We start from the raw sequence: 12455 nt of genomic DNA on the forward strand, positions 1-12455 counted from the left end.
GTGAACACAACAATAGCTTACTCAAAAGGTTTCTCATTATTTGAGTTAGTTATTGTTGTTATTTTACTGGCAGTAATTTTGAGTTTTGCTATACCTCAATATATAGGTATTAAAAATCAAGCGCATAATGCAAGCGTAGATGCTATTGCGGGTAGTTTTTCATCGGCTGTTGGCATGGTTAGAGGTCAATGGGAGTTAGAAGGGAGACCAAATAGTAAGTCAAATATAACATTCGTTAATTATGGAGGAGTGATAGTTGCTGTTGATGGATCGTTAGGTACACCAACGGGTGACGAAACAGAAAAAAAAGGTACTCGCGCAGAGTCTATAAATGCTCATAAATGCCGCCAAGTATTAAATGTAATTTTACAAGATGCACCAAGCAGTACCTTAAGTAGTGAAATATCGATAATAAAAAGTGTAAGTTTTTTAGTTAGGTACAATGCAGAAAGTACGCAATGCGTCTATTATTTAACTCATACCATTGATATTAAAAGTATACCTACCAATACGGGTGAAATATCAGGTTTAACAGGTTTTTCATACTTTGCTAAAACAGGCAAAGTAAAAATATTTAAAAACTAAGTAATTAAAAAGAGGCTTATCTATGAAAACGCAATCGTTAAAAAGTTTACCAATAAATAAACAAGCAGGTTTTACACTTGTTGAATTGATCATCGTAATTGTTATTTTAGGCATTTTAGCTGTTACTGCAGCCCCTCGTTTTTTAAACTTGCAAGGTGATGCGAATGCTTCAACACTTGAAGGCTTACAAGGGTCGATTCGCAGTGGTATGAATATTGTAAATGGTAAGTCTATTATTGCTAGTGATCACAAAAAGGCAACGGCTGAAGTTACTGTAGATACAGGGGATGCAGTCGATACAGTTTATGGTTACCCAGCAGCAACACTTGCTGCATTTGAAGCATTTTTAGATGTTAGTTTCGCTACTGATGATTCTGCGGATTTTAATCTAGATGATTCAGCAGCCGATGGTACTTTAATTATTTATCCTAACAGCTATGTAAAGGGAGATGATTGCCGTATTGATTATAAGCAAGCTACTGCGACGACGGGCCCTGTAGTTGTAACTCCTCCAGTAATAACACTTGTTACTACGGGCTGTTAATTACATAAATGATAAGCAGTAGTAAGCAACGATTGCGTGGCTTCACACTCATTGAGTTAATTATTACTCTAGTGATATTGGGAATACTGTCGGTAACGGCAGTTCCCAAATTTCTGGGCAGCTCAACAGAAGATGCATACTCATATCGAGACCGTACTTTAAATGCACTTAGAACAGTGCAGTTACGTGCAATGCAAAATACAGCGACAACAAGTTGCCATACTCTTTATATAACCTCCACACTTATTGCTCCCCCCACACCTGATACATGTATTGGTGGCGCTGATACCAACAACACCGATCATTTAGTGGTACAAATAAACACGCAAAGAAGTGATATAACATTTAGCGCTTTAGATAGTAACGCAAATATATTTACCCAAATTAGTTTTGATCCTTTAGGTAAATCAAATCAAACCTGCACTTCGCAGTGTCGAATAGATGTTGGATTAGCTGGCGTATGCATAAGTGGTGAAGGGCTTATATATGCGTGCCCTTAAAGTAAAAGGTTTTACTCTAATTGAGCTTATTATTGGCATAGTGATGTTTGCTATTGCATTAAGCATTATTACCGCTTTAATTGCCCCGCAAGCAAAAAAAAGTGCAGAGCCAATTATTGCTTTAAGAGCCTCTGAATTTGGTCAATCACTAATGAACGAAATTCAAAGTAAATCGTTTGATGAGCACAGCGATAGAAGCGCACCTTTTAGACGTTGCGGCGAAACAACCTTGGGTGCTGAACCTTGTACCGCAGAGGGCGATTTAGGCGTCGATAACTTAGGGGCAGGCCTAGAAACCCGAACTAGTTATAACGATGTAGATGACTATATTGCACTGTCTAACCAGCCTATTACTAATAGCTTAGGAGAGGTGTTAAGCCAATACAGTGACTTTAACTTAGTTGTTACTGTTGAGTACGATAGCGACGTTAACGAATTGACCATCAACGATGGCACAACCTTTAAGCGTATTACTATTGAAGTAACATCACCCTTAGGCGAAGTTTACGGATTTAGTGCATATAAAGGGAATTACTAATGCAAAGAGCTAAATACCAAAATGCATTTACCCTTATAGAGCTATTACTTGTCATGGTTATTATTGGTGTTTTAGCCGTAAGTGCATTTTCGTTTATTGGTGCTGGGGTCAGTATTTATTCGCAAGGGGTTGAACGCCAAGAAGCAGTAGCCCAGGCCCGCTTTTTAATAACGCGACTTAGTAAAGAGCTTCGCCACGCTACGCCAAACTCTTTAAGGCTCTCTTGCGATAACAGTACTAGCGGAGCGTGTAGTGCTCAGCAGTGCTTAGAATATACGCCGTTTTTATCAGCGACTCACTATACAAATTACCTACCTACCGTAGCGCCTTTTAATGTTAGCGCTGTTGATTTTGAACTTAATAACTTAACGCAGCCGCAAGCTGGAAATTGGGCAACGATATACCCATTAAGCAGTGCTGATATATACGATGAGAATAATAATAAGCGTTTGCAAGTATCAGCATTTAATAGTTCAGCGAGCGAAATTGATGAGTGGCAATTTAGCAAAGCATTTACCCAAGAGTCGCCGAGTAAACGCCTTTATTTACTTTCAGAACCTGTAAGTTTTTGCGTTGAAGGGCAGTATTTATATAGATATACCAATTACGGTTTTACTGTTAATCAATTAGATGCCGTGAGCTTACAAATAAGCAGTGGTGTTAAACGTGATTTATTAGGTATTTACATTGCCAATAATTTAGCGAGCGATTTATTTTTTACTCTTGATGCGCTCTCCCTACAAAGAAACGCTGTGCTTAATGTGAATGCGCAAATGCAATTTAACGATACTGAAGTAATGAACTTTAACCATGAGGTACATATTCCTAATGTACCTTAAAAAAAATCCTCACGGAAAAGCCTTACTCAGTAAACAAAAAGGGAACTTAATAATTGTTTCTTTGGTAATTATTGTTGCTTTATTAGCACTAGGATTAGCATTAGTTAAAGTGCTTTCTGGTGCATCTCAACAAAATACGATTGAGTATTATGGGGCTCGCGCTTTTATGGCAGCACAAAGCGGCCTAGAAAGTGGTTTAACGCAACTATTTCCAACAAATAGCTCAGTTCAAAGCTGTACATCAGTTACTACTGATTTAACCTTCCAAACTGCATATTTAGCTAACTGTAAAGTAGTGGTGAGTTGCGATGAATATATAGACTTACCTGATAGCAGTACAACCAACGGGCTTGTGAATATATATTACTTACAAAGCAGTGCAACATGCGCCGCAATTGATTGCCCTGCAGGGAGTAGCTGCAGAAAAGATTATTGGCAAACACAAAGAACGCTCAGTGTGGAGGCTAAAACTTTACCATGATGAAAAATGCATTGGTCACTATATTTTTTAGCTGCGTGTTACTTTGTAATTACGCAAATGCAGTGCCTCCAAAAATCGAAGGCCGTTATATAGAGCTGCAAGATACATATACATCGCCTGTTTGGACAAAAGTTAATTTTCAACAGCAATATATAACGCCTCCTGCTGTTTTTATGCTCTCAACAAACCAAGGCGGAAACCCTGCAATAATAAGAATACGTAATATAACCACAACTAGCTTTGAGGCCTTACCGCTTGAACCTTCAGGAGAGGATGGCGGGCATATTAGTATGGGAGCGCACTATTTAGCCATTGAGTATGGTGTGCATCAATTTCCAGACGGCACAATTATGGAAGTAGGTAATACTGATCTATTGCTCGAATTACAGTATGGCTCTAAGTCTGGCTTTGCTCCATTAACACCTAAAGGCTATAAGCCTTTAACATTTGCTGAACCGTTTACTCAAAGGCCAAACTTTTTCCATTCGTTACAAACACTCAATAGCATAGACAGCAATCCACCTTCTGAGGCATTAATTCCGTTTTTAACAGTTGCAGTAGAAAGTAATTCTCTATCTGCCAGCGGCGTTAATATTGCTTTAGAAGCATCTGAAACAGCACTTGGGCTCATAAAAACCGAAACTGTTGCCTATATGGCTGTAGAGCCCGGAAGTAACCGCACATTTTCTGATGATAATGGCGTTGAGGTATCGTGGGAAACTTTTTTCACAGGCTTTGAAGTTGACGGCTGGAGCAATGGCTGTAATTACTTTAGTTTTACTAATAACTTTAGTGTGGCTCCGTTAGTTGTAGCAAGTAAAAACTCACGCCAAGAAGATGATGGCGGGTGGCTACGCAGCTGTAACCTAAGGACCGACAGGTTAGGGCTAGTTGTTGACGAAGATCGTGATGGCGATAACGAGCGCCGTCACGTAAACGAGGAAGCATCAATACTCGCCATGACCAGTACCTTTGTATTTAATGGTGATATTTTAGATTGTGATACGTTATTCCCGGGCGCTATTTCTACTTATAACAATGGTGAAGTGCAGCTGGTGCAGGGAGTAGAAATAACCGATGGTAATGCGCAGTTTGTCACCACCACAAGTTTAATTTCTACAGCGCTGACGAGCCCTCCTTTGTGTAATGGTCAGGCGTGTGTTGCTGGTGGTTATAACTCTTTAGAACCGAATCAAGCGGCGCAGGTGCCAACGGTTACAAATGATGGTAGCTCAACAGGGCCCGTACCTACTTCTTTAGCTGGCGACTATTATTACGATGAGTTGCAGTTAAGTATGCTGGAAACACAATACAGAGTAACAGCGCCTACACGTATTTTTTTAAAAGACACAACCTCACTTCTATCAACTTCATTTTTGAATATAGGTAAAACAAATATAGTAGTAGAAACTGGCGCGTACTTGGCTATTTATGTGGATGGTGCGGTTGCTATTGCAGCCGATGCAAATATTGCGGGCTATATTGTTGCAACTGGTGAGGTAAGAATCGCTCAAAATGTAACGTATCAGGGATCAATTACATCGGCTACTCAAATTATTACCGAAGGGAGCTCAACGTTTGACGCTTTACCAGTACCCGAAAGTATCCCTGGTTTTTGTGGTATTTATACACCAGAAACACTGGATCATTATCGTTTAACAATAAGCGATAACAAAGGTCTAACGTGTGAAGCTAAAGAAATGACACTAACAGCCTGCGCTAATGATGCCTGCGATTTATTATTTGCTGAGCCGTCTAGTTTAAACCTTTCTCCAGATAATAGTGGTCAGCAAAGTTGGGTTACAGGGGAGAATATTAATTTTACAGGCTCAACAACTGTTGAGTTTGCTAAACGCACCACAGGCAGTGTTACATTTGGATATAACACTGCTGATCCTTCTGCACCTCTTCGTTGTTATATCGGTGGTAATAATGTTGGTTTGAGTGGCTGTAAAGTTACGTTTTCTGATGCTGGATTTATTTTTAATAATGATACTGATGGAAATACTACAATTCCAACTCAGTTATCAGCAAAGCCTTCAAATACTGGATTTAATGCAAAAGCGCTATCTATTCAAGCGGTAAAAACAAATACCACTACGGGCGTATGCGAAGCTGCATTTCCCGCTGGTGGCGATGTAAGCTTAGATTTATCGTATACATGCAGTGCTGGTGCAAGTTGCTCTGATACGGTTTCACTTAGTAATAACAATAATACCTTTGCGGTAGAGCAAGCCTCTAAATCATTCATACTTAACTTTGATAGTGAGTCTAAAGCCCCGATTGTTATAAATTACCCCGATGCAGGAAAGTTGAGTTTAAATGTAAATACCAATTTAATTTTAGACCCACTAACTAATTTATCAGTAAATTTAACGGGTAGTTCAAATGAATATGTCGTAAAACCATTTGGATTAGCCATGGAGGTAGCAAGTGATGGTTATGCAGCAGACGCTAATGGGAGCTTATTTAGATTAACGGGCGAAGCATTCGATTTAAAAATGAATGCGGTGCAGTGGCAAACAGGGCAAGACACTAACAACGATGGTTTCCCAGACAACTACAGCAATATTACAAATAACAACATAGCTAAGCATTTTATTACAGAGCAACCGCTTGTAGAGGCATTACTTAAAGCGCCTACGCCAGGCATTCAAGGTACGCTTGAAGCGATGAGTACTGTTGCGTTTAGTGATACAGGTAGTTTGAGTGAATCTATATCGCAATATAATTACGACCAAGTTGGCATAATTGATTTAACAGCAGGCCTTCAAGATGCCGATTATTTTGGTGCGGGAGATGTAAAAGGTGAGCTATATAACGTTGGTCGTTTTGCACCTTCGCAGTTTCAGGTAGTGGGGGTTCAAGCCGCCGCGCAATGCACGCAATACGGCAGTAATTTAACTTATCTTGATCAACCTTTTGAACTTGGCTTTACAGTACAAGCACAAAATCAAAATGGTGAGCTAATGGCTAATTATAAAGAGGGCTTTGATAAGTCCAGTGTAGACGTTAATGCCGAAAATAATGAAGTAGGTAACTATGTACCTGCAACTAATTTTACTAGCCGCTTAGTAAACCTAGGAAATAACAACTGGGGAGATATAAGCGACGGCCAATGGCAAATGAGCCAACTCAACACGACACTTAAAAGATTAGGTGTAGGGCAAGTAGACGGACCGTTCGCTATGGTGAGCTTAATGGCAACGCTTTCTGACATAGAAGGGGCAACACTTATTGATGCAAATGATAAACCTAATACACAAACAGCATGCTCGGGTGGTTGTAATAGCGTACGACTAAATGCATTACCAATAGAGTTTAGATTTGGACGCTTAGTCCTTGGCAATAACGCAGGCTCCGATCTCGACCCTTTACTTATTCCTATGCAGGCTCAGTATTACAACGGCAGTGGATTTGTAAATAACACTGAAGATAACTGTAGTGTATTTGATCATACCCAAATCACTCAAATATCACCTAGCAGCCCACAATTAACCTATAAATATGGGACTGGTGTATCTGGCCAGCTAGAAGCGGGAGTATATCCGGCAGATAACGGTATTTATGCACAGCCAAATGGTTTGGGTGAATTTACCTTAGAATATAATACTTATGATTGGTTAAAGTGGGATTGGCAGGGCGATGGAACACAGCTCGATCCTCGTACTATTTTACAATTTGGACGCTTTAGAGGAAATGATCGGGTTATTTACTGGCGTGAAACACGCGAATAGTTGTAAACTAATATAATAATTGAACAAAGCTTGTGTTTTGTGCTGCAAGTACATAGCATAAGGCTTTAATTATAAAAAATAATAACGACCAAATAATTGCCGCTTTTTGGGACTGGAATATATGCGAATTACTCCTTTATCTCTGTTAATTTCAGCTAGTTTGTTAGCTAGTAGTGCATTTGCACAAGACACAGCTACAGTGACTGGAATTGACTCAGAGATTAGTGTTAAACAGACAGAATACGATAACTCGACAAGAATACTTGAAAAACATCTTAAAGAAGAAAGTCAGTTACAAAATCAATTAGAGCTACTTCGTTCTCGTTCTACAGAGCTAGATAAAGAAAAAAACCAAGCGCTCGATGCGATGAACGAAATGTACCGTCGTTTAATTGACGATCCCACTATTAATATTAGTGCGGCTCAATCACGCTATCAAAAAGCGGTGATTGATCATAAGCAAAATAAAGATGACATTTCTATGCAGTTGGCGGCAATTGCATCCCACCGTAAAGATATAGAACAAATTCGTGTTGCTAAGCATACGCTTTTAAATACATTAGAAAGTTTAAAAGAGCAGTTAACTACAGCCCGCGTAGAGCGTTTACGTAACGAGTTTACACGTGAAGGTACGCTTGAGGTTAACCACACTATTAACTGTAAGCGAACAGAAACGCTAGCAGCATGTGAGCAACGCGGTCAGCAAATGGGTCTACAAAAAGCAACTAAACGCTTTGTTGATCAAATTTTTGCAAATCTAACAGAAGAGCGCATTGTTGAGCCAAAACGCAATTTGGCGGGCGCTCAAGTACAAATATTAAGTAGCCATGTAGTTAACAGTGCATTTAGCGGCCAAGGTAATTACAACGTTAACTTAAGCGTAACTATGCGCGGCGAAGTTAATAGCAGCCGTTTATGTAGCTTATTAAGCATAGATAACCGCTATTGTTCTGAGTACGGCACGCCACTTACGGCTGCTTATCAACCAGCGTATAACAATACATTTACTGATAGTCAGTTAACATTCAGTAATAGCGCGGATAATAGCAACACAGTGTCGGTTTCTCGTTTAAATGAGCAGCCAGTACGTGATTATTCAGTTAAACCTGCATCGGTGAAAAAAGATTACCCTTCTATCCTTAATAAGAAGAAGGATCAATCTGTAGAGCTAACATTACGATCAAACGTATACGACGATGAAGTGTTTATCGATGGTGTAAGCTTTGGCTCAACACGCTTGATTACACGTTTACCGCCGGGCATTCATAACATTGAAATACGTAAACTTGGTTATAAACCTTATCAAGCTCGTGTTGATTTGAATAAAGCGCAAACAATTAATGCAAATTTAGTAAAAAAGCCTAAGTCGATTGCTGCACCGGCCTATACTCGAGAGCAACCAGAAGTAACAACACGCCAGGTTAGTGAAAACGTTAATGTATTAAATGCAAACGTTGAAACGCCGGTTGTCGTTATTCCTGCAGGCAAATTTAAAATGGGCGATATTAACGGCAATGGTTTAGCTAATGAACGTCCAGTAATTGAAAAAGTAATAGCAAATTCTTTCGCTATGCAAAGTAAAGAAGTAACCGTGGGTGCCTACGAAAAGTTTGTAGCAAATACAGGTTATAAAACTCAAGCGGAAAAAAATAAAGGGTGTGCGTATTATTTAAATGGCGAACCAGTATGGGAAGCAAATTTAAATTGGCGTAATCCTGGTTTTGAGCAAGGTAGTGACTTTCCTGCTGTATGTTTAACTTATAACGATGCAAAAGCTTATGCTGAGTGGTTATCTGGTCAAACAGGACAGCAATTTCGTTTACCTAACGAAGTTGAGTGGGAATACGCAGCACGCGCAGGAACTGAAACAGAATACCCTTGGGGTAACGAAATTGGTAAAAACCTAGCTAACTGTGGTTGGTGTGGTAGTGAATGGTCAAACAGACGTGCATCACCAGTAGGTTCTTTTTCTCCAAATGCATTTGGATTATACGATACCGTAGGCAATGTATGGGAATGGACCGATAAAGAATCAGGTGAGTCTGATGTAGCAGTAAGAGGCGGAGCGTGGAACTTTGCACCAAGCCTTGCTCGTGCATCTACGCGTTTAATTTTAGCGCCTGATTTTAGATCTAACTACATTGGTTTTCGCTTAGTTCGCGAACGATAAAACTCAATTAAGGAAGCTTTGCTTCCTTTTTTCACAAATTCACAAAGGCGCTGCGCTTTATATTGCTCATATAGTTGAGCATGTTAAAGTGAGGCAGCTAATATAAGAACGTATTTCAAAGGTCATCCAGCCTCATGTTTAAAAAACTCCGTGGTATTTTTTCTAACGATCTATCGATCGACTTGGGTACAGCCAATACCCTAATTTATGTAAAAGACGAAGGCATTGTATTAAATGAACCTTCTGTTGTTGCTATCCGCCAAGAGCGTGCTGGTGGACCTAAAAGTGTTGCATCTGTAGGTACAGAAGCAAAGCTTATGTTAGGTCGTACACCGGGTAATATAAAAGCGATTCGTCCAATGAAAGACGGTGTTATTGCTGACTTTTTTGTAACAGAAAAAATGTTACAACACTTCATTAAACAAGTGCATAACAATAACTTTATGCGTCCAAGTCCGCGTGTACTAATTTGTGTACCGTGTGGTGCTACTCAAGTAGAAAAACGTGCAATACGTGAATCTGCAATGGGTGCAGGTGCTCGTGAAGTTTACTTAATTGAAGAACCAATGGCAGCAGCTATTGGCGCAGGCTTACCAGTATCAGAAGCAACAGGTTCTATGGTTGTTGATATTGGTGGTGGTACAACTGAAGTTGCTATTATTTCACTTAACGGCGTTGTTTACTCATCATCTGTTCGTATTGGTGGTGATAAGTTTGACGAAGCTATCATTAATTATGTACGCCGTAACTTTGGTAGCTTAATTGGTGAAGCGACAGCTGAAAATATTAAGCATCAAATTGGCTCTGCGTTTAAAACTGATGAGCCAATCGAAATTGAAGTGCGCGGTCGTAACCTTGCTGAAGGTGTTCCGCGTTCATTCACACTTAACTCACACGAAATCCTAGAAGCTCTACAAGAGCCATTAATGGGTATTGTGAGTGCAGTAATGGTTGCGCTTGAGCAATCACCACCAGAGCTGGCATCAGATATTTCTGCACACGGTATGGTACTTACTGGCGGTGGCGCATTGTTAAAAGATTTAGACCGTTTATTAATGGAAGAAACGGGTATTCCGGTTGTTGTTGCTGATGATCCACTTACATGTGTTGCACGTGGTGGTGGTAAAGCATTGGAAATGATCGATGTTCATGGTGGTGACGTTTTTAGTTACGACTAATGAAATTAATGTTTGGACGCACAGTCTCTTTGCAACTGCGACTTTTTGTCGCAGTGCTTTTGAGTATCGCACTCATTGTTGGAGACAGATATACGCAAGGTGGTACCGTTGTTCGTACCAGCCTCAATACCTTAGTTAGCCCACTAATTTATGTTGCTAATTTACCCTACGAATTATTTAGCTTAAGTGCTAAAAGCCTGCATACGCGAGAGCAACTTCTTACTGAAAACGAAGCGCTGAAAAAAAAGCAAATGCTACAAAGCGAGCAACTTCAGCAGTATCAATTTCTAGCCAGAGAAAATCAAAAACTACGCGCCTTATTAGGCTCATCTGCAAAGCAATCAAATCGTAAAATTATTGCTCAAGTACTTTCTGTGCATTCAAACCCGTATAGCCATCAAGTTGTTATAAATCGTGGTACCACCGATGGACTTAGTGAAAGCCAAGCCGTCATTGATGAGATGGGTGTAGTAGGGCAATTAACTAAAGTAGGATCAACTACGTCACGCGTATTACTCATGACCGACACTACGCATGCCACACCTGTGCGTATACTGCGTAACGATGTGCGAACTGTTGTTGAGGGCATAGGTAAAATTAACGTAGTTAAGCTCTCTCACGTTCCGCACAGCTTAGATGTGCGAATTGGCGATGTACTTGTTACATCAGGATTAGGTGGCACATTCCCAGAGGGATACCCGGTGGCTGTAGTAACCGAAATAAATCGTGATGAAGGCCGCCCGTTTGCACAAGTTTTTGCAGAACCTATTGCGCAATTAGATCGCATTCGTTTGCTGGTTATTTTATGGCGTAATCAACAGGAGCAAATCAACGATGATTAACCGTTATTCATTGTTAATTGCGCTAAGCATCTTTTTTGCTTTAATAATGGCATTAATGCCGCTCCCTTTTTCGTTTGAACCATTTAGACCTGACTGGGTTTTACTTGTACTTATGTATTGGTCGTTGGCAGTACCGCATCGTTTAAATATTGGTACTGCTTGGGTTGTTGGTTTATTAATAGATTTAGCATCTGGTTCACCGCTAGGTGTCAACTCGCTTACATTTTCAATATGTATATTTGTAACCGCGAGCAACTTTCAAAAAATTCGTAACTTTTCGCTTTGGCAACAAAGCTTATTAATTGGTTTGTTTTTAACGCTGTATCATTTAATGCAGTTTTGGCTAAATCACTTTTTGTTAGGGGTTTACTTTAATCCACAGTATTTATGGCCAGTAGCAACCGGAATGGTTAGTTGGTTTTGGGTGTTTTTACTACTTCGTAAATATCGCAGACATTTTAGGATCAGGTAATGACTACCGCAGTATATTTGGCATCAGCCTCTCCCCGTCGTAAAGAGTTATTAAGCCAATTAGGTGTCGAATTTACACAATTTAGTGTTGATGCAGATGAAAGCCCACTTCCAAACGAGCAACCTAGAGCACTTGTTGAGCGTTTAGCTCGCTTGAAAGCCCAAAGCGGTGTAGAGCTTGGATATACCGATCGCCCTGTACTTGGTAGTGATACCGTAGTTGTTATCGATAACGAATCACTGGGTAAACCTCGTGATAAAAACGATTTTATACACACATTAAAACGTTTATCAGGTAACACACATCAAGTACTTACCGCAGTAGCATTTGCGACGCAAAATGATGTGCTTAGCTGTGTTGTAAGCACAGATGTCACCTTTAAAACTTTAACTGATGAAGAAATAAATACCTACTGGGATTCTAATGAGCCACAAGATAAAGCCGGTGGCTACGGTATCCAAGGTTTAGGTGGTCGCTTTGTAACTCACATTGCGGGTAGCTATTTTTCTGTTGTAGGCTTACCTTTATATGAAACCGAACAATTATTAAAAACATTCTTAAGAAGGTAA

The 12455-nt window shown here is 39.9% G+C and carries 12 protein-coding genes; all 12 read left to right on the forward strand.

Annotated features, from left to right (window positions below; all coding sequences use genetic code 11):
• The 12 genes from GQR38_RS10810 to GQR38_RS10865 all read left to right on the forward strand — a co-directional run bounded on the left by GQR38_RS10810 (position 1) and on the right by GQR38_RS10865 (position 12455).
• Positions 1-585, forward strand: coding sequence for a prepilin-type N-terminal cleavage/methylation domain-containing protein (locus tag GQR38_RS10810; protein ID WP_165721213.1), 585 nt, complete (start codon positions 1-3; stop codon positions 583-585).
• Positions 586-607: 22 nt separating this feature from the next.
• Positions 608-1129 (forward strand): prepilin-type N-terminal cleavage/methylation domain-containing protein, encoded by a 522-nt coding sequence (locus tag GQR38_RS10815; RefSeq protein WP_165721212.1) that lies wholly within the window; start codon positions 608-610, stop codon positions 1127-1129.
• A gap of 8 nt (positions 1130-1137) precedes the next feature.
• Entirely contained in the window at positions 1138-1629 is a 492-nt protein-coding gene (locus GQR38_RS10820) for a type II secretion system protein (protein ID WP_010553771.1), read from the forward strand.
• Positions 1616-2167, forward strand: coding sequence for a type II secretion system protein (locus GQR38_RS10825; protein ID WP_165721211.1), 552 nt, complete (start codon positions 1616-1618; stop codon positions 2165-2167). Before GQR38_RS10820 ends, GQR38_RS10825 begins: the two co-directional genes overlap by 14 nt.
• Positions 2167-3006: a type II secretion system protein gene (locus GQR38_RS10830; protein WP_165721210.1), complete on the forward strand. Its 840-nt coding sequence runs from the start codon at positions 2167-2169 to the stop codon at positions 3004-3006. The genes GQR38_RS10825 and GQR38_RS10830 overlap by 1 nt, the downstream gene beginning before the upstream one ends.
• Positions 2996-3487 (forward strand): agglutinin biogenesis protein MshP, encoded by a 492-nt coding sequence (locus GQR38_RS10835; RefSeq protein WP_165721209.1) that lies wholly within the window; start codon positions 2996-2998, stop codon positions 3485-3487. Before GQR38_RS10830 ends, GQR38_RS10835 begins: the two co-directional genes overlap by 11 nt.
• Entirely contained in the window at positions 3484-7224 is a 3741-nt protein-coding gene (locus GQR38_RS10840; RefSeq protein ID WP_165721208.1) for an H-type lectin domain-containing protein, read from the forward strand. The genes GQR38_RS10835 and GQR38_RS10840 overlap by 4 nt, the downstream gene beginning before the upstream one ends.
• A gap of 121 nt (positions 7225-7345) precedes the next feature.
• On the forward strand, positions 7346-9394 hold the full coding sequence (locus GQR38_RS10845) for a formylglycine-generating enzyme family protein (RefSeq protein WP_165721207.1): 2049 nt from the start codon (positions 7346-7348) through the stop codon (positions 9392-9394).
• Positions 9395-9528: 134 nt separating this feature from the next.
• Positions 9529-10572 carry a rod shape-determining protein gene (locus GQR38_RS10850; protein ID WP_007586338.1) on the forward strand — a complete coding sequence of 348 codons (1044 nt, stop codon included), beginning with the start codon at positions 9529-9531 and terminating at the stop codon, positions 10570-10572.
• A complete protein-coding gene (mreC, locus tag GQR38_RS10855; RefSeq protein WP_197111979.1) occupies positions 10572-11414 on the forward strand; it encodes a rod shape-determining protein MreC in 843 nt (280 codons plus the stop codon). The genes GQR38_RS10850 and mreC overlap by 1 nt, the downstream gene beginning before the upstream one ends.
• On the forward strand, positions 11407-11886 hold the full coding sequence (mreD, locus tag GQR38_RS10860) for a rod shape-determining protein MreD (RefSeq protein ID WP_007586341.1): 480 nt from the start codon (positions 11407-11409) through the stop codon (positions 11884-11886). The genes mreC and mreD overlap by 8 nt, the downstream gene beginning before the upstream one ends.
• Positions 11886-12455: a Maf family protein gene (locus GQR38_RS10865; RefSeq protein WP_007586343.1), complete on the forward strand. Its 570-nt coding sequence runs from the start codon at positions 11886-11888 to the stop codon at positions 12453-12455. Before mreD ends, GQR38_RS10865 begins: the two co-directional genes overlap by 1 nt.

The organism is Pseudoalteromonas sp. c7(2019) (assembly GCF_011378625.1).
GTDB lineage: Bacteria > Pseudomonadota > Gammaproteobacteria > Enterobacterales > Alteromonadaceae > Pseudoalteromonas > Pseudoalteromonas arctica.